Genomic DNA, 18,748 nt, shown 5'->3' with positions numbered 1-18,748 from the left:
AATTCAAAAATAGATAAAAAATAATTTATGAAGAAGATAATTTTATCCACGTTACTTCTTACTGCATTGTACAGCTGTAAAAAAGAAGGTCAGAAAACTGAAAACACAGCTTCTGCAGATTCCCTTTCTGTATCTCAAACCACAGAAGCTGAAGGAAGTACAGTTCTTCCCAAAGAACTCTCCCCGGAAAATGTAAGCCAGCATCTGGCAAAAAATAATGACACTTTATATGTTACCAATTTCTTTGCAACCTGGTGTGGCCCGTGTATGAGAGAAATTCCAAGTTTTAAAAGTAAAATGGAGGAATTAAAAGGAAAGCCTGTAAAATTCACCTTTGTAAACCTTGATGACAAAGCTGAATGGGCCGGTGCTGTTAAGAATTTTGCTGCAGAAAACAAACTGGGAAACAGCATCGTCTTACTGGACGGACAAAAATTAGATCAAAACTTCTTCCATAACAACTTCAAACAGTGGGACGGAGGTTCTATTCCTTTTACTTTCATGAGAAAAGGTGATAAAACTGATGAATATCTGGGAATGATGACGGAAGATGTCCTGAATTCAAAAATCGATTCTTTCTTAAAATAAAATAGACTGAACTCTTTCTGAATCATGTCAAAAAGATTTAAAATCCTGTGTTTATTATTTGTGACCGCTATTATTATCAGTGCTGTCATTAATATGAACACAGGATTTTTAAGTTTAAGTTTCGGGGATTTCTTTCAGGATTCAGCTCATAACCAAATTGCCGAAATCCGCATCAACCGTGTTCTGGTAATGATGCTGGCCGGAATTTCAATTCCTACTTCAGGTTTTCTGATGCAGGAATATTTCCAGAATCCGCTGGCAGGACCTGATATATTGGGAATAACATCGGTCGCCAGTTTATCGGTTGCCTTTTATATTTTCTTCTCCCATAATATTCTACTGCCTGAGTTTTTACAAAATAGTTTCCTGAGTTTATCAGCCATTGGCGGGAGTTTACTGCTGATGCTGATATTGCTGTCCATGTCCAACAGATTTCAGGATAAATCATACCTTATTATTTTCGGGTTTCTCATATCTGCTTTTGCCGGTGCTATTGTGTCATTACTTCAGTTTTATGCGGAAAATCAAAGCCTTAAAAACTATATTTTATGGTCTTTCGGAGCGAATAATATGGTGACCAGAAACCAGATTTATGTATTGTCTGTCCTTGTTTTTATCGGTATGTTCATCTGTTTTAAGGCTATAAAACCACTTATCGGTAATTCTCTCGGCAATTCATATGCACAAAGTTTAGGAGTAAACCTGAAACAGCTGAAGCTTTTAATCATCATTGCATCCTCCCTTCTATCCGCTTCTATTACTGCATTTCTGGGACCTATTTTATTTATCGGAATCATTGTTCCTCACTTCTGCAGATTGGTTTATAACCCATCCAGACTATGGCAGCAGTGGATTCTTAATATGTTTCTGGGAATGCTGATCATGCTGCTTTTCTCTGTCATTTCAGAAAAAACACAGATTCCTTTGAATGTGATAAGCTCGGTTTTTGGAATACCTGTGATTCTGATGATGCTATTGAAACAGAATAAAGTGTGATGATGGTGTATATAAACCGAGCAACCAATTTCAAAATAATACAGACCAGGAAAATAACTCATAGAATTTGAGAATAATTTTATAACTTACTTCAATGGGTAAAAAAGGAAATCAATCATACTGTGTCATTCCGAAGGAATCTAAATTACTTTGTCTAGATGCTTTCAGCATGAAAAAACAAAACAGAATCAAAGAAATAACAAATCCATAAAACCCACAGCAATCAATCAAGAAGAATCAAGTATGCACCTACAGATCAAACAGGCTAATATCGGTTACAGTACAACACTAATCTCCAATGCCAATGCGGATTTAAAGCTTGGGGATGTATGCCTGCTGATTGGTAATAATGGGGTTGGAAAAACAACGCTTATCAAGTCTGTTCTAAATCAGCTTCCTTTACTGGATGGCGAAATCTTTATTAATGGCAAAAATGTAAAGAATCTTTCGGTAAAGGAAATTGCAGAAAACATTGCCATCGTTTTTTCAAAGTCGGTAATACCGCAGCATTATACAGTTGAGGACCTCATTTCCCTGGGAAAGTACATTTATTACCCTTTTTATTTTGAGTTAACCCAACAAGACCGCGAAGAAGTTACCCATATTATTGAAGAACTGGACTTAAATCAATACCGATATACTCTTCTTAAAAACCTCTCAGACGGAAATCTGCAGAAAGCATTTATCGGCCGTGCCATTACCCAAAACTCTCCTATCATTATCCTGGATGAGCCTACAACCCATCTGGATGAGAAAAACAAAATCATCATTCTCAAAACCCTGAGAAAACTGGCCAGGGACCAGAATAAGCTTATCCTGTTTTCTTCCCATGACTGGCGATTGGCCAAAGAGTTTGCAGACAAGATCTGGTATGTAAAAGAAAGCCATCTGTATTCCGGGATTGTTGAGGACATTTTACTTCAGCATAGTGAGCTTACCAATGCTTCCTTATTTCAAATCAACGAGACTTTTATTCCGCCTTTTATTTCCGCTCCCCAGTTTCACAAGGAAATGCTGTATTCCCTGCTTCAAAAAAACTTCCCAAAAGACCTGTCTGACCTGAATTTTGAATTTCAGGCCCCATTTTGGGTAATTACTAAAGATTCCGCGCATTACCAATGTGAATCTTTTGAAGAAATTGTTAATTTAATCTCAAACATTCATTAATACTAGGTTTTCTTTGATTAATTCATATACTATGCATGCATAGTATTATGCTAATCATACAATTTAATCTATTTACTATCAGGTTATTAACAAAATTTAACGTTAATAAATATTATGCATGCATAATATTTATTAAATTTGGGTAAAACCATTGGCGCAAAAATGATGGATAATAATAAGGAAAAAATAGAAAACGTAGATTTAATTTTAAAGCAGACCTGGCTGGCTGTTTCAAAAATGTACACAGAATTAGCTCAGGAACATGATTCAACGGCTGTACAGGCCCTCACTCTTCTTAAAATAGATCCTAAAGAAGGGACCCGAAGTACCAATCTCGGTCCAAAGATGGCTATTGAGCCGACTTCTTTAACGAGAATCATCAAACTTCTGGAAGATAACGGATATATCTATAAGGAAAAAACAACCACTGATAAGAGAGAGGTTATCATTAAACTTACAGATAAAGGGTTAAACTCCAGAAATATGTCTAAAGAGGTCGTTGTCAACTTTAACAAGAAGGTCATGGAAAAGATCTCTCCTGAAAAGATGGAAACGTTCAAAGATGTAATGAGCGAAATCATGAAAATAGCAAACGAATTATTAAATAACAGAAAATAAATTATGATGAACCTTTCGGTTCCATCTAATCTTCTCAAAATAAAAATTTACATATGAAAAGAAGAATCAAACATGTAACGGTTCTTGGTTCAGGAATTATGGGAAGCGGTATCGCAGCTCACTTCGCCAATATTGGTGTTGAAGTATCACTCTTGGATATTGTTCCTTTTGAACTTACTGAAGCTGAACAGAAAAAAGGTTTGACCAAAGATGATAAGGTAGTAAGAAACAGAATTGCTTCCGAAAACTTTGAAAAACTTAAAAAAGCAAGTCCTGCACTTCTTTATTCACCAAAGTTTGCAGACAGAATCAAAATCGGAAATTTCGATGACGATTTGCCGAAAATCAAAAATACGGACTGGATCATTGAAGTGGTGGTAGAAAGGCTTGATATCAAAAAGTCGGTTTACGAAAAGATTGAACAGTTCAGAAAACCGGGAACATTAATTTCCTCCAATACATCCGGGATTCCTATTCACCTGCTGACAGAAGGCAGAAGCGAGGATTTCAAAAAATACTTTGCCGGAACGCACTTCTTCAACCCGGTAAGATATCTTCCTCTTTTAGAGATTATTCCTACTAACGATACAGATCCTGAGATCATCGATTTCTATATGAACTATGGAGCGAAATTCTTAGGTAAAACCACGGTTCTGGCAAAAGATACTCCGGCATTCATTGCCAACAGAATCGGAGTTTTCTCTATGATGGATCTTCTTCACAATGTACAGAAATTAGGACTTACCGTTTCTGATGTTGATAAATTAACAGGTCCGGTTATAGGACGTCCGAAATCTGCAACATTCAGAACAGCTGATGTGGTAGGTCTTGATACATTGGTAATGGTAGCCAACGGAGTTCGCCAGAGTGGTGCTGAAGCCAATGATTTCAACGACGTTTTTGCACTTCCTGACTATATCCAGAAGATGATGGATAACAAGTGGCTGGGTTCAAAAACAGAGCAGGGATTCTATAAAAAAGTGAAAAATGCAGAAGGAAAATCTGAAATTCACGGATTAAACCTTGATACTTTAGAATATGAGCTTCAGGGAAAATCATCATTCCCTACCCTGGAATTAACAAAATCTATTGATAAACCGATAGACAGATTCAAAGTGCTGATCGGCGGTAAAGATAAAGCCGGTGAATTGTACAGAAAATCTCTGGGCGCATTGTTCGCTTATGTGTCACACAAAGTTCCTGAAATTTCTGACGAAGTTTACAAAATAGACGATGCTATGAGAGCCGGTTTCGGATGGGAAAACGGTCCGTTTGAAATCTGGGACGCTGTAGGCGTTGCAAAAGGTATTGAACTGGCAAAAGATGCAGGATATGAAGTTTCGGATTGGGTAAAAAATGTAGAAACATTCTATAAAGTTAATGATGAGGGACAAAGTATTTATGTGGATAAAAATTCAGGAGAATACAATAAAATTCCAGGTCAGGATGCATTTATCATTTTAGATAATATCAGAAAAAATAAAACACTTTGGAGCAATTCAGGGGCTGCTATTGAAGATTTGGGAGATGGAATTATCAACTTTGAGATCCGCTCAAAAATGAACTCTCTCGGAGGTGAAGTTCTTGATGGATTGAACAGAGCGATTGATTTGGCAGAAAAAGAATACGACGGACTGGTAATCGGGAACCAGGGAGCAAACTTCTCTGTAGGAGCTAACCTTGCTATGATCCTCATGATGGCTATTGAGCAGGATTGGGATGATCTGAATATGGCTATCGCTTACTTCCAGAAATCCATGATGAGAGTACGCTACTCTTCTATTCCTGTAGTAGTTGCTCCTCACGGAATGACTTTAGGCGGAGGCTGCGAAATGACAATGCATGCAGACCGGGTGGTTGCAGCCGCTGAAACGTATATCGGACTTGTAGAAACCGGAGTTGGGGTAATCCCCGGCGGTGGTGGTACTAAAGAACTGACTCTAAGAACTTCCAGGGAATTCCACAACGATGATGTTAAAAATAACAGGCTTCGTGATGCTTTCATGAACATCGCTATGGGTAAAGTTGCCACTTCAGCCTATGAAGCTTATGATATGGGAATCCTTGAAAAAGGAAAAGATATTGTCTCTGTAAGCAAAAACAGACAGATTGCAGAGGCTAAAAAAGTAGCCAAACTACTGGCAGAACAAGGATATACCCAACCTATTGAGCAGAAAGTAAAAGTTCTTGGTAAAGATGCCTTAGGAATGTTCTATGTAGGAACAGACCAGATGTTAACAGGAAACTATATTTCTGAGCATGATAAGAAAATTGCAGATAAGCTGGCCAACGTAATGGTAGGTGGAAACCTGTCTGAACCTACAGTTGTTACAGAACAATATCTGCTGAACCTTGAAAGAGAAACTTTCTTACAGCTTTGCGGAGAGAGAAAAACTCTGGAGAGAATTCAGTATATGTTACAAAATGGAAAACCGTTGAGAAACTAGATTTTTTTGTAAAATGTAAAAAGTATTAATGTATTCACGATGCATAATTTTAGAGATTTAGAAGTTTGGTCAAAATCAATGAAGCTTTGTAAAATATTTTATCTGGCTTCAAACAGTTTTCCAAAAGATGAAATGTTCGGATTGACTTCCCAGTCAAGAAGAAGTTTATATTCAATTCCTTCTAATATCGCTGAGGGAGCAGGCAGGGATACAGATGCTCAGTTTTCACATTTTTTAAATATAGCATTAGGATCTTCATTTGAATTTGAAACCCAGATATTAGTTGCAAATGATTTAGGTTTCTTTCAAAATGATGATTTTAATATTATTTATTCAGAAATCAAGCATATACAAAATATGTTAGCAAAGTTGAAGCAGAAATTTTAATACTTAAACATTTTAATCATAAATACATTTTACATAAATACTTTAATACAAAAAAAAATGAAAACAGCATACATAGTAAAAGGATTCAGAACAGCAGTAGGAAAAGCGCCAAAAGGCTCTCTGCGTTTTACACGTCCTGATGTGATGGCGGCTACCGTTATTGAAAAATTAATGGCTGAGCTTCCGCAATTAGATAAAAACAGAATTGATGACCTTATCGTAGGAAATGCAATGCCTGAAGCTGAACAAGGGCTGAACGTTGCACGTCTGATCTCTTTGATGGGATTAAATACGGATAAAGTTCCGGGAGTTACAGTAAACAGATACTGTGCTTCAGGAAGTGAGGCGATTGCAATTGCTTCTGCAAAAATCCAGGCTGGCATGGCGGATTGTATCATCGCTGGTGGTACCGAATCGATGTCATATATTCCAATGGGAGGTTATAAACCTGTCCCTGAAACGGATATCGCAAAAACCAACCCTGACTATTACTGGGGAATGGGTTACACGGCTGAAGAAGTGGCAAAACAATATAAAATTACAAGAGAAGAACAGGATCAGTTTGCTTTTGAATCTCACATGAAGGCTTTAAAAGCGAATCAGGAAGGCAGATTTGCCAGCCAGATCGTTCCGATTCCTGTAGAATATAACTTCCTGGACGAAAATCAGAAACTGCAGACCAAAAAGTTTGATTTTTCAGTAGATGAAGGTCCAAGAGCTGATACTTCTTTAGCTGGCCTTGCAAAATTAAGACCTGTATTTGCCAACGGAGGAAGCGTAACTGCCGGAAACTCTTCTCAGATGAGTGACGGCGCAGCTTTCGTAATGGTAATGAGTGAGGAAATGGTAAAAGAATTAGGATTAGAGCCTGAAGCAAGATTAGTAGCTTACGCTGCCGCCGGACTGGAGCCAAGAATCATGGGAATGGGGCCTATCTATGCTATCCCGAAAGCGTTGAAACAAGCCGGTCTTGAATTAAAAGATATTGAGTTAATTGAGCTCAACGAAGCTTTTGCCTCTCAATCAGTTGCGATCAAGAAAGAATTAGGTTTAAATCCTGACATCTTAAACGTAAATGGAGGAGCCATCGCCCTTGGCCACCCGCTTGGATGTACAGGAACCAAACTTACGGTTCAGCTTCTTGATGAAATGAGAAAACGCGGCAACAAATACGGAATGGTTTCTATGTGCGTAGGAACCGGACAGGGAGCGGCTTCTATTTTTGAACTTTTATAATTGTATAATGTCCGTTGTACAATGTATAAAGTATTAAATCTTACATAATAATAATTTCATAAAAAAGTACAATGTACATTTTACATTATACTTTTTACAAAAAATAAAAAAAACAGATATGGCTACATTAAAAGGCGGTGAATTCCTGATTAAGCAAATTCCTGCAAACGAAATTTTCAGCATTGAAGAACTGAATGAAGAGCAAAAAATGCTTCGTGATTCTGCAAAAGAATTCATAGACAGAGAGGTGGTGCCTCAAAAAGAGCGTTTCGAAAAGAAAGATTATGCATTTACTGAAGAAACAATGCGTAAACTGGGCGAAATGGGAATGTTGGGTATTGCAGTTCCTGAAGAATACGGAGGTCTTGGAATGGGATTTGTGACCACAATGCTTGCCTGTGATTATCTTTCCGGAACAACAGGTTCTTTGGCAACAGCTTACGGAGCACATACCGGAATCGGAACCCTACCTATCGTCCTTTACGGAACTGAAGAGCAAAAGAAAAAATACCTTCCGGATTTAGCAACAGGAACAAAATTCGGAGCTTACTGTCTGACAGAGCCGGATGCAGGTTCTGATGCCAACTCAGGAAAAACAAGAGCAAAACTTTCCGAAGACGGAAAACACTATATCATCAATGGACAGAAAATGTGGATCTCTAATGCAGGATTTGCAGATACATTTACATTATTCGCTAAAATTGATGATGATAAAAACATTACCGGATTTGTAATCAACAGATCTGAGCTTGAAAACCCTGAAAGCCTAACTTTCGGTGAAGAAGAGCATAAATTGGGTATCCGTGCTTCTTCTACACGCCAGGTGTTCTTTAATGACATGAAGATTCCTGTGGAAAATCTTTTAGGAGAAAGAAACAATGGTTTCAAAATCGCTTTAAATGCATTGAACGTAGGCCGTATCAAATTAGCGGCAGCGTGTCTTGATGCACAGAGAAGAATCTTAAACCACTCTATCCAATACTCTAACGAAAGAAAGCAGTTTGGTGTATCAATTTCCACTTTCGGGGCTATCAGAAAGAAAATTGCTGAGATGGCAACCGGAGTGTTTGTAAGTGAGGCTGGCTCTTACAGAGCTGCTAAAAACATTCAGGATAAAATTGATGAATTGGTAGCTGCCGGACTAAGCCACCAGGAAGCAGAATTAAAAGGAGTTGAAGAATTCGCTGTAGAATGTTCAATCCTTAAAGTATTTGTATCTGATCTTGCCCAGCACACTGCAGATGAAGGAATTCAGGTATACGGAGGTATGGGATTCTCTGAAGATACTCCTATGGAAGCTGCATGGAGAGATTCAAGAATTTCAAGAATCTATGAAGGTACGAACGAAATCAACAGATTGTTAGCAGTAGGAATGCTTATCAAGAGAGCCATGAAAGGCGAATTAGACCTGTTGTCTCCTGCCATGGCCATCAGTAAAGAATTGATGGGTATCCCTTCATTTGAAGTTCCTGATTATTCAGAATTTATGAGTGAGGAAAAAGCAATTATTGCTAATCTTAAGAAAGTATTCTTAATGGTTTCCGGAGCTGCTCTTCAGAAATATATGATGGATATTGAGAAACAGCAGCATTTATTATTGAATGCTTCTGAAATCCTGAACCAGATCTATATGGCAGAATCTGCAGTATTAAGAGCAGAGAAACACTTCTCTCCTGATTCTGTAGAAGCAGCTATGGCTCAATTGAATCTTTATAAAGCGGTTGAGAAAATTATCACTGCTGCTAAAGAAGGAATCGTATCTTTTGCTGAGGGAGACGAGCAGAGAATGATGCTTTCAGGATTAAGAAGATTCACCAAGTATACCAACCATCCGAATGTAGTAGCTTTAACTGAAAAAATTGCTGCCCATTATATTGAAAAAGGATCTTATTAGTCTTTAATAACATACATTTGATTTAAAACGCCTCATTTTTTTGAGGCGTTTTTATTTTTTACCACTATCTGTTATTATTGACATTGAATTTATCGTTATCTCATAAATATAATTCAGAAAAAATCAGTATTTTTATTTTAAATTAACAAACTGATGAAAACATTATTACTTCCCACTTTCTTTATTTCCGCTACACTTACAGCACAAAAAAAGGATAATTCAGTACCAGTTCCCCAATTAGATACCACAAAAATGATCATAAGGATAAGCTGCCAGGATATTTTGCTCTACAATCAGATCAACCACGGAAAGAACTGTATAAAATACTGACCTTTACCCCTAAGGGCACTCCCCTTTTGTTCAAATATAAAATTCTGAATGCCATTACACGGGAAAAGCTAGAAATAAACCCTAAAAAACAGCATAATCCAAATAAATACAACACAAACTAAAAACTATTACCATGGGAAAATTTATTATCTCTAAACGATCAAACGGTGATTTTCAATTCAACCTTAAAGCAGGAAACGGACAGGTTATTCTAACCAGTCAGGGTTACAGCACAAAACCATCCTGCGAAAACGGGATCGGATCTGTAAAGACCTATTCACAGGAAGATTCAAAATTTGAAAGAAACACAGCCAATGATGGCAGATGTTATTTTAATCTGAAAGCAGGAAACGGACAGATCATAGGAACCAGCCAGATGTACGAATCCGATAATGGCATGGAAAACGGAATAGAATCTGTAAAAAACAACGCTCCGCATGCTCATATAGAGGATGAAACAATGATGTAAAAATCATCTGAAATATTATGGATAAAAATGCTTTAGTTTTTAAGGCATTTTTTATTTTTGTACTCTATTTTTCATTAGAAATGACAAAAGAAGAATTACTGAATAAAGCAATCAAAATCGCCGATAAGGCTCATAAAGGACAAACCGATAAATACCATGCTCCATACATTGCTCATGTAATGCGTGTAATGAACTATGGTAAGACACTGGATGAAAAAATCGTTGGGGTACTGCATGATGTGGTAGAAGACCACCCACAGGAGTTTAGCCTGGATTATTTGAGATCGGAAGGGTTTCCAGAATATATTATCTTCGCCATCAGCTGCCTGACAAAGCTTGATCCGGAAGAAGATTATGATGAATTTATCAAAAGAACAGAAAGATCCCTTCTTTCCGTTGCCGTAAAACTGAATGACCTTCGTGACAATATGGACCTTAGAAGAGTAAACCGGGAGCTTACTCCTAAGGATATTAAAAGATTCAATAAATACCTGAAAGCCTATCGTTATCTGATAGAGAAATATTAATAAAAAACACATGACTAATAACCTACCCAAAATTTCATCGGCTTATCAATCTAAGCTGGTATCTGCTATTGTATCCATTTCAGTTTTTTTCCTGATATACCTGATGCTTATACTCGCTTCTTTGCTCATGATATTCTTATTAGGATATGGAGCCATAAAAATGCTGAGCATTGCTGTTAATTATTTTACCGTTTTAGGGGCAGCAGGACTCTTAAGTGTAGGTATTTTTGTGTTTATATTTCTTGTTAAGTTCATTTTCAGAAAAAACCATTACAGCAACCGTCATTTGCTGGAAGTGAACAGATCTCATCAGCCTCAGCTGTTTGCGATCATTGATGAAATTGTGGCTGAAACAGGAGTGAAAGCTCCTCAAAAAGTTTTCCTTTCTCCGGATGTAAACGCCAGTGTAAGCTATAATTCTATTTTCTGGAGTATGTTTCTGCCTGTTAAGAAAAATCTAACGATTGGCGTTGGGCTTATCAACTCTACAAGCATAGGAGAACTCAGAACAATTCTGGCTCATGAATTTGGGCATTTCTCCCAAAAAAGCATGAAAGTGGGTGGTTATGTGAATCAAGCTGAAAAAATAATTTTTGAGACCGTTTACAACAATAAAGACTACGAAAACTTTATCATGGAGTTTTCAGGAGGAAATGCTGTTTTTAAAATTTTTGGTCTGATTTCCGTCAGTTTCATTAATGCTTTTCAATCTGTTCTTAAAAGCATGTCCAGTTTCCTTTTTAAAAACCATGCTTCCCTTCAAAGAGAAATGGAATATCATGCAGATGCTATTTCAACATACATAACCAATCCTGATGAACAAACCTCATCTTTATTAAGACTGGAATTAAGCGATGTTGCTTTTAATTACTCTTTTAATTTTTACATTGGAAACAATCAGAAATATCTTCCGAAAGACCTGTATAAGAATCAGTTTTCTTTGATGAAAATTTTATCTGAAAGAAACAATCACCCTTACGTAAACGGACTTCCTAAAATAGATGCTGAAGATCTTACCCGCTACAATAAATCCAGAATAGAAATTGAAGATCAATGGACGTCACATCCCGATATTTTAAAAAGAGTCGAAAGGATTAAAACAAACAAAACCAGAAATAAAGCAGCAGACCATAGGTACGCAAAAGAAATAATCAGCGGATTTGATAAGATCTGCGAAATTATGACCTCAAAATATCTGACTTTACATGCTGTAAAAAACGCAGGTGAAATAATAGAGGATGAAACTTTCATCAGACTTTACCTGGATAATAATGTTTATCAGACGTTCAGCTCAAATTTCAATGGATATTATGAAAGACACAACCCTGTTATAGAAAATATTGAATCTGTAATTTCTGACGCATACTCTCATCATGATATTGATCTTTTCAGTGACAAAAAAGTATCTTTAGTCTACGAAAAATCAGGAATAGAGAATGATATTCAGACACTGCAATATCTGGTTTCCTATCCGAAAGAAATAAAAACCTTCAGATTTGACGGTACTTTATACAAATCAAAAGATGCTGCTGGTCTTATTCCTAAACTGGAGAATGAACTAAAGAGAGTAAAAGATGAACTTCTGGAAAATGACAAAGCAATTTTTCAGTATTTTTACCATGTTTCCAATGAAGATATTAAGAAACAACTTCTTAGCAAGTACAGGAATTTTGCAGTATTAGACAGAGAGTTTGATGTATTTCAGAAAAGTCTTAATGATTTTACGGTATACCTGCAGTTTATGGCCGTTACTTTACCGTTTGAAGAAATCCGTCAGCACAGAGCCAAGCTTTTGAAAGCGGAAGAACCTTTTAAACAAAAGACTAAAGAGCTGATAGAAAACTCGGCTTACAAAGAAGCTTTAAAAGCTGAAGATAAAAACCTGCTACAGGAATTTGTAAATTCTGAGTACATCTATTTCAACAAAGACAAATATCTTGAACATGAAGTAAACGCCATATCATTAGTGGTTGAAAAGTATCAGACCCTACTGAATGATCATTACCTTAATTCTAAATTGGAACTGCTGAATTTTCAGGCAGAATTAAATAAAAATTAATCTGCTCCCGGGAAATCGTAAGTTTTTGTGTGGTGGTCTGTTCCGTCGATATTGATGTTTAATGCGAGGTAAATAAAATGTAAATTTTTATTTCCTTTTGCTTCGAATTCACGCTGCCACAGATAGCCGCTCACGATACCAAAATAATCATCGATCTGATAGCCGAAACCGCCATAGACTCTGTTTCTGGCAAAAGCAGGCTTCATCGGAGAGACAAAGAAAACCTCGTCATATGCATTGGCAAAAACAGTTCCTTTCTTGATGGTTTTGGCATTTAAAGGAACACTTACATTCAGACGGTACCTGTAACGCATTCTCTGAGAAGTCTGATCTGTTTTAGGCTCATAGAACCAGCTCTTTTCAGCACGGAAACGGTTTTCAAACTTTACGATGCCTTTTTTAAGATCAATAACATCCTGAAGCCATACCCTGAATTCTTCCCTGCTTAAACTATGATCCTTATAATTGACGTATCTTCCCAGTCCTATGAAAGGTTTATGGTTTTTGGTGAGATTATATCCCAACCCTCCTTTTATTTCATAATAATCAGGGTACGTATAATCTTCATTACCACGCAGCTGTCCTTCTGCATACAGGAAAAATTTAGGATGAAACTTATAGGTCAGAGTTACTGCATTGAAGCTGGAAATGTGTTCCTGTGCTTTAAAAAAAGAAATTCCAAGTAGTAAACCTAAGCCTATAAGACGTTTCATAAAAAATTTTTGCAAATGTATATTTTTTAACAATTTGTTAATATTAACTTTCATTAATATTAAATTAACAGCTACTTAATATTAATCGTATAAGAAAACCCAATGTGGAACCACCTTTGAGGCATTGCCACACCAAAGGCTTCCGTATAATTTGTATTGGTAAGATTGTTAATCAGCACATAAACAGAGTAATCTTTCCCAGCAAAGCTCAGTTTCTCATCTACCAGATTATAAGTTCCCAGATTTACTCTCTCATTATAACGGTAAACAAGCTCATTGACAAAGTTTTTCAGGAATCTGACCTCCAGCTTCGAGACAAACTGATGTTTCAGATTATCCAGAATATACCTTGAAACCAGACCTTCTTTCTCTTCATATTTACTGTCGATATAAGTATATCCCACCGTATATTTCAGCCAGTCGACCGGTCTGTGGCTCCACTCTGCTTCTATTCCTTTCGTTTTGATATCTCCTACGTTCTGGGCAAACCATACTTTATCACTGACATCATTTTTCACCCAATCGATAGAATTACTGGAATTTCTTAGAAACCCACTGATTTTAGCTAAAATCCTGTTGTCTTGATATTGATATCCTACCTCAGATGAAACCGCATTTTCAGGCTGTAAATCAGGATTTCCCTGTTCTGTTCTGCTGACATAATACAGTTCGGTAAAGGTTGGTATACGATGTACTTTTGCAATATTTCCGTAGATTTTATTATTGGCATTAAAGTTATATCCTACATCCAGCCCGGGATAAAAGAAATTACCTTCCTTAGAATAATTGGCCCACGAAATCCCCGGACTGATATTCAGTTTTTTGTCCAGTAATGAAAAATGATGTTCAAAGAAAACCTGGGAAACAAAACGGTTCCTGTCTCCTAAGTTACTGCTCGCCAGAAATTCTTTTCTAAGCTCTACTCCAATTCCGGTTGTTCCCAATCCCCACTGGTAGCTGGAATTCACTTCTCCCCCTGCATTATTTCCGATATGCATATTTCTGTAAAAGTCAGGATTCCATCTGTCATAAAGATACATATCCTGACCTCTTCTCCAATACACATTTGAGTTAAGTTTAAGCTTTCCGAAAGTCTGCTGATGAGCTACACTTACAATAGAAGCCTGCGTCTCCTCATACTGTTTTGTGGCAGTACTGGAAGCATAAAAACCATTGGCCCCGAATTTCTTTTCTGAAAAACCAGCCTGTACTCTTACATCTCCGTTTTTGATATTTAGTTTTCCCTGGTAAAATACATTCCTGATTTCATAATCCGTATTGAACATATAACCTTCTGAAGAAGCAGAATTAGCCTGAAGAGAATTGGTAAACTTCTCATTTCCCATCTGTGCATTAAATCCAAGGCCATACGAGCCGTAATCTCCACCTTCTGCACTGATCTTCACTTTTTTACCGGGAACAGTTTTCGTAATGATGTTAATAACGCCGGCATATGCATTCTGCCCGAAACGTCTCGCAGCCGGGCCTTTTATCACTTCTATTTTTTCTACATCATCCAGATCTACCGGGATATTCATATTGTTATGTCCGGTCTGGGAATCATTCATCCTGATTCCATTCAACAACAGGAGAACCTGTTCAAAAGAGCTTCCACGGAAACCGATATCACTCTGTACCCCATTGGCTCCTCTCCTTCTGATATCCATTCCCGGCACCTGCTGAAGAATTTCGTCTATACTTTTGGCAGGAGAATTTACAATATCTTCTCTGGTAATAACACTGATGTTCTGGTTGGCGCTTTTATAAGGTGTAGAGATAAATTTTCCCTGAAATTCAATGCTTTCAATATCTGTTGTCTTTTCCTGTGCATTTACCCAAAGTAAAGATCCCAGAAAAAAAGCACTTCCTATCTTTTTGATCATAATCGTTTCCGTAGTTTTTTTAACAGGCTCCAAAAGTAAGGGAGTTCACCAAGACAGGCAAATGATAGTTGTCATAAAAAAAGATGCAACATCATGCTGCATCTGTGTGAGGGAGTAATTTCTATCTTTTTCTCATTAAATGTGTAACTAGATCTCTGAATAATTTTCTCATTTCTATATTACATATTTACGGGTACAATTTTAAATAATTTTACAATATAAAACAATAGTTAAATAAAAAAATACAACGTATTTTAAAAAATTAGGTAAAATACCCTAAAATAAACAGTAAAATAAAAGTAAGTCCATAAAACAAGTTCTTTTTATTGTTAATTGAGAAGAATATTCCCAATTGTACCGCTCGAATTTAACATTCACTATAACAATTTTTAACAATAAGATATACATAAGATTTTCACTAAAATTTCGTAATTTTGTGGGTCTTAATTTTACGATGAAAACATTCTTTTTCAACTGTATATTGAAACAGCATTCTAAAAAATATTGCTGCGCACCGACAGACGAATTCAGGAATATATTCAATGTTTCAATTGATGACAGCCCTGGTATTATGCTGAGGCAAACACCATTATTCTGACAGCCTTATTGCTGTACAGGTACTTTATGAATAAACAAAATATGGCTAACACAACAGAAATAGACATAAAAAAACAGATTTTCGTTAAGAATGCACATCTTAACAATCTGAAACATATAGACGTCCTGATCCCGAAGAACAAACTGATCGTTATTACCGGGGTTTCAGGAAGCGGTAAATCGTCTTTGGCTTTTGATACTATTTATGCAGAAGGACAAAGAAGATATGTTGAAAGTTTAAGCTCCTACGCCCGTCAGTTTTTGGGAAAACTAGAAAAACCAAAAGTAGATGACATCAAAGGGCTTGCGCCGTCTATTGCAATTCAGCAGAAAGTAATTTCATCCAATCCCCGATCCACAGTGGGAACATCCACGGAGATTTATGATTATATGAAGCTTTTGTTTGCAAGGATCGGAAAAACTTTTTCTCCCGTTTCCGGAGAAGAAGTAAAAAAAGATTCCGTTTCGGATGTGGTTGATTTCATTAAAACATCCAAAAAAGACAGTTCTTTTCTATTGACAGCGCCACTGGAATATGATACTGACAATTTTAAAGAGACTTTAAATGTTTTAAAACTGGCAGGTTTCACAAGACTTGAAATTAATGGAAATGTAGCAGGTATTGAAGACCTGGAAAGTTTTGGTTTTACCCCTGAAAAAGGCATGACCATCAATCTTGTGATTGACCGTTTTTCATATGAAGAGGATGAAAGCTTTTTACAAAGGCTTGCGGATTCTATTCAGATGGCATTTTATGAAGGACGCGGATATTGTTCATTGAAGAACACAGATACTGGCAAGATAAAAGAATTCTCCAATAAATTCGAGCTGGACGGAATGGAATTCCTTGAACCGAATGTCCACTTTTTCAGCTTTAACAACCCTTACGGTGCATGTCCGGCATGTGAAGGATACGGAAAGGTCATCGGAATTGATGAAGACCTTGTCGTGCCTAACAAAACACTGTCGGTCTACGAAGATGCGGTGGTATGCTGGAGAGGAGAAACCATGAGTGAATGGAAAAAAGATTTCATCAAAAAAGCCGGTGACTTCCCTATTCACAAACCTTATCACCAGCTAACAAAAGAACAGAAAAACTTCCTTTGGAAAGGTGATGGAAGGAGTAATTTCCCATGCATCAATAATTTCTTCAAAATGCTTGAAGAAAACCTGTATAAAATCCAGTACAGGGTAATGCTTTCCCGCTACAGAGGAAAAACCCTTTGTCCCACATGCGAAGGATTGAGACTTCGTGAAGAAACAAGCTGGGTAAAAGTAGACGGACATAATATCCAGTCGATGATTGAGCTTCCTCTGGATGAACTCACTCCCCTGATCAATGGGCTAAAGCTTTCAGAACACGATAAAGAGGTCGCAAAACGGTTATTGTATGAAATCACAACCCGTCTGGAATTTTTATTAAAGGTAGGGTTAGGGTATTTAACCTTAAACAGGACTTCCAATACGCTTTCGGGAGGAGAAAGCCAGAGAATCAACCTTGCAACAAGCCTGGGAAGCTCATTGGTAGGTTCTATTTATATTCTGGATGAACCTTCTATCGGGCTGCATTCCAAAGATACTGAAAACCTCATCGAAGTATTGAAAAACCTTCGTGACCTTGGAAATACTGTTATTGTAGTAGAACACGACGAGGATGTGATGAGGGCTGCAGACTACATTATTGATATCGGTCCGGAGGCTGGTTATCTTGGTGGAGAGCTGGTATTTTCCGGAGATTATAAAGACCTGAAAAAAGCCAACACCCTTACTTCAGAATACCTTACAGGAAGACTGGAAATTGAAGTCCCGCAAAAACGCAGAAAAGCAAAAGAATGGATTCACATTAAAGGGGCCCGCCAGAATAACCTTAAAAATATTGATGTAGACGTTCCTTTGGAAAATCTTGTTGTAATCTCTGGGGTTTCAGGAAGCGGAAAATCTACTTTGATGAAAGAGATTCTTACCAATGATATTCAGATTCAGCTGGGAATGGGTGGTAAAAAAGGAGACTATGATTCTGTAGAATTCCCGAAAAAGCTGATTAAAAACATCGAGCTGATAGACCAGAACCCGATTGGAAAATCATCCCGTTCAAACCCGGTAACTTATCTGAAAGCTTACGATGATATCAGAGATCTTTTTGCTAAACAGAAAGTAGCCAAAATGATGGGTTACAAGCCTAAGCATTTCTCTTTCAACGTAGACGGCGGAAGATGTGATGAGTGTAAGGGAGAAGGCGTGATCAACGTTTCCATGCAGTTTATGGCAGACATCGAACTTGAATGTGAGGTTTGTAAAGGAACACGATTCAAAAATGAGATCCTTGAAGTGAAGTTTGATGAGAAAAATATTTCAGATATCCTTCACATGACCGTAGATGAGGCGCTGGAATTCTTCAAAGATAACAATGAAGAAAAAATCGTAACGAAACTGAAACCTCTTCAGGAAGTAGGTTTGGGTTACCTTCAATTGGGGCAAAGCTCTTCTACCCTTTCCGGAGGTGAGGCTCAGCGTGTGAAACTGGCATCATTCCTTGTAAAGGGAGTAACAACGGATAAAACGTTATTCATCTTTGATGAGCCTTCTACAGGACTTCACTTCCATGATATTCAAAAGTTATTGAAATCATTACAGGCACTGATTGATCTCGGACACTCGGTGATTGTTATTGAACACCAGCCAGATATCATCAAATGCGCCGACTACATTATTGACATCGGTCCGGAGGCAGGAAAGCATGGTGGAGAAGTTGTTTTTGCAGGAACCCCTGAAGATCTGACTAAAAACAAGAAATCTTACACTGCAAAATATATCAAAGAAAAACTTGAACAATAAAT

At 37.2% G+C, this 18,748-nt stretch carries 15 protein-coding genes; 13 read left to right on the top strand and 2 right to left on the bottom strand.

The annotated features are described in order from the left end of the window. Positions 1-27 precede the first annotated feature (27 nt). The 12 genes from ACR1PO_RS16975 (at position 28) to ACR1PO_RS16920 (ending at position 12,718) form a co-directional block, all read left to right on the top strand. Positions 28-588, top strand: a complete 561-nt coding sequence (locus ACR1PO_RS16975) for a TlpA family protein disulfide reductase (RefSeq protein WP_332387023.1) — start codon at positions 28-30, stop codon at positions 586-588. A 24-nt stretch (positions 589-612) separates the two neighbouring features. Further along, positions 613-1,584: an iron ABC transporter permease gene (locus tag ACR1PO_RS16970; RefSeq protein ID WP_332387024.1), complete on the top strand. Its 972-nt coding sequence runs from the start codon at positions 613-615 to the stop codon at positions 1,582-1,584. Positions 1,585-1,827: 243 nt separating this feature from the next. Then, the gene (locus tag ACR1PO_RS16965) at positions 1,828-2,751 is read left to right on the top strand and encodes an ABC transporter ATP-binding protein (RefSeq protein WP_332387025.1); all 924 of its coding nucleotides are present in this window, start codon (positions 1,828-1,830) and stop codon (positions 2,749-2,751) included. A gap of 165 nt (positions 2,752-2,916) precedes the next feature. Continuing rightward, on the top strand, positions 2,917-3,369 hold the full coding sequence (locus ACR1PO_RS16960; protein WP_041461799.1) for a MarR family winged helix-turn-helix transcriptional regulator: 453 nt from the start codon (positions 2,917-2,919) through the stop codon (positions 3,367-3,369). 53 nt (positions 3,370-3,422) lie between these two features. Continuing rightward, a complete protein-coding gene (locus ACR1PO_RS16955) occupies positions 3,423-5,816 on the top strand; it encodes a 3-hydroxyacyl-CoA dehydrogenase/enoyl-CoA hydratase family protein (protein ID WP_433987537.1) in 2,394 nt (797 codons plus the stop codon). Between the two features lie 39 nt (positions 5,817-5,855). Continuing rightward, positions 5,856-6,203: a four helix bundle protein gene (locus ACR1PO_RS16950; protein ID WP_433987536.1), complete on the top strand. Its 348-nt coding sequence runs from the start codon at positions 5,856-5,858 to the stop codon at positions 6,201-6,203. 57 nt (positions 6,204-6,260) lie between these two features. Then, positions 6,261-7,439, top strand: coding sequence for an acetyl-CoA C-acyltransferase (locus ACR1PO_RS16945; protein ID WP_332387027.1), 1,179 nt, complete (start codon positions 6,261-6,263; stop codon positions 7,437-7,439). A 118-nt stretch (positions 7,440-7,557) separates the two neighbouring features. Next, positions 7,558-9,333 (top strand): acyl-CoA dehydrogenase FadE, encoded by a 1,776-nt coding sequence (locus ACR1PO_RS16940; RefSeq protein ID WP_433987535.1) that lies wholly within the window; start codon positions 7,558-7,560, stop codon positions 9,331-9,333. 153 nt (positions 9,334-9,486) lie between these two features. Beyond that, entirely contained in the window at positions 9,487-9,663 is a 177-nt protein-coding gene (locus ACR1PO_RS16935; RefSeq protein ID WP_433987534.1) for a hypothetical protein, read from the top strand. A 133-nt stretch (positions 9,664-9,796) separates the two neighbouring features. Then, complete coding sequence (locus ACR1PO_RS16930) at positions 9,797-10,132, top strand: YegP family protein (protein WP_332387028.1); 336 nt, start codon at positions 9,797-9,799, stop codon at positions 10,130-10,132. An 80-nt stretch (positions 10,133-10,212) separates the two neighbouring features. After that, positions 10,213-10,659 (top strand): phosphohydrolase, encoded by a 447-nt coding sequence (locus ACR1PO_RS16925; protein ID WP_041461800.1) that lies wholly within the window; start codon positions 10,213-10,215, stop codon positions 10,657-10,659. Between the two features lie 10 nt (positions 10,660-10,669). Then, positions 10,670-12,718, top strand: a complete 2,049-nt coding sequence (locus ACR1PO_RS16920; protein WP_433987533.1) for a M48 family metallopeptidase — start codon at positions 10,670-10,672, stop codon at positions 12,716-12,718. On the opposite strand, the gene ACR1PO_RS16915 is transcribed toward ACR1PO_RS16920, so the two are convergent. Further along, the gene (locus ACR1PO_RS16915) at positions 12,715-13,431 is read right to left on the bottom strand and encodes a DUF2490 domain-containing protein (RefSeq protein WP_433987532.1); all 717 of its coding nucleotides are present in this window, start codon (positions 13,429-13,431) and stop codon (positions 12,715-12,717) included. The genes ACR1PO_RS16920 and ACR1PO_RS16915 overlap by 4 nt on opposite strands. A 71-nt stretch (positions 13,432-13,502) precedes the next feature. Beyond that, a complete protein-coding gene (locus ACR1PO_RS16910; RefSeq protein WP_433987531.1) occupies positions 13,503-15,314 on the bottom strand; it encodes a TonB-dependent receptor plug domain-containing protein in 1,812 nt (603 codons plus the stop codon). A 639-nt stretch (positions 15,315-15,953) separates the two neighbouring features. On the opposite strand from ACR1PO_RS16910, the gene uvrA reads away from it, so the two are divergent. Next, a complete protein-coding gene (gene uvrA, locus ACR1PO_RS16905) occupies positions 15,954-18,746 on the top strand; it encodes an excinuclease ABC subunit UvrA (protein ID WP_433987530.1) in 2,793 nt (930 codons plus the stop codon). Positions 18,747-18,748: the final 2 nt, after the last annotated feature.

Origin of the sequence: Chryseobacterium amylolyticum, from assembly GCF_051011775.1 — a bacterium.
In the GTDB taxonomy this organism is placed as follows: domain Bacteria; phylum Bacteroidota; class Bacteroidia; order Flavobacteriales; family Weeksellaceae; genus Chryseobacterium.
Note: the sequence above shows the minus strand (reverse complement) of the source record. Positions and strands in the feature narration are given on the sequence as shown.

Bases quoted from the DNA above. Each gene is read 5' to 3' on its own strand.
- ACR1PO_RS16965 (WP_332387025.1), top strand. From the start codon at position 1,828: ATGCACCTACAGATCAAACAGGCTAATATCGGTTACAGTACAACACTA.
- ACR1PO_RS16955 (WP_433987537.1), top strand. From the start codon at position 3,423: ATGAAAAGAAGAATCAAACATGTAACGGTTCTTGGTTCAGGAATTATG.
- ACR1PO_RS16970 (WP_332387024.1), top strand. From the start codon at position 613: ATGTCAAAAAGATTTAAAATCCTGTGTTTATTATTTGTGACCGCTATT.
- ACR1PO_RS16920 (WP_433987533.1), top strand. From the start codon at position 10,670: ATGACTAATAACCTACCCAAAATTTCATCGGCTTATCAATCTAAGCTG.
- ACR1PO_RS16930 (WP_332387028.1), top strand. From the start codon at position 9,797: ATGGGAAAATTTATTATCTCTAAACGATCAAACGGTGATTTTCAATTC.
- uvrA (WP_433987530.1), top strand. From the start codon at position 15,954: ATGGCTAACACAACAGAAATAGACATAAAAAAACAGATTTTCGTTAAG.
- ACR1PO_RS16940 (WP_433987535.1), top strand. From the start codon at position 7,558: ATGGCTACATTAAAAGGCGGTGAATTCCTGATTAAGCAAATTCCTGCA.
- ACR1PO_RS16945 (WP_332387027.1), top strand. From the start codon at position 6,261: ATGAAAACAGCATACATAGTAAAAGGATTCAGAACAGCAGTAGGAAAA.
- ACR1PO_RS16960 (WP_041461799.1), top strand. From the start codon at position 2,917: ATGGATAATAATAAGGAAAAAATAGAAAACGTAGATTTAATTTTAAAG.
- ACR1PO_RS16935 (WP_433987534.1), top strand. From the start codon at position 9,487: ATGAAAACATTATTACTTCCCACTTTCTTTATTTCCGCTACACTTACA.
- ACR1PO_RS16975 (WP_332387023.1), top strand. From the start codon at position 28: ATGAAGAAGATAATTTTATCCACGTTACTTCTTACTGCATTGTACAGC.
- ACR1PO_RS16925 (WP_041461800.1), top strand. From the start codon at position 10,213: ATGACAAAAGAAGAATTACTGAATAAAGCAATCAAAATCGCCGATAAG.
- ACR1PO_RS16910 (WP_433987531.1), bottom strand. From the start codon at position 15,314: ATGATCAAAAAGATAGGAAGTGCTTTTTTTCTGGGATCTTTACTTTGG.
- ACR1PO_RS16915 (WP_433987532.1), bottom strand. From the start codon at position 13,431: ATGAAACGTCTTATAGGCTTAGGTTTACTACTTGGAATTTCTTTTTTT.
- ACR1PO_RS16950 (WP_433987536.1), top strand. From the start codon at position 5,856: ATGCATAATTTTAGAGATTTAGAAGTTTGGTCAAAATCAATGAAGCTT.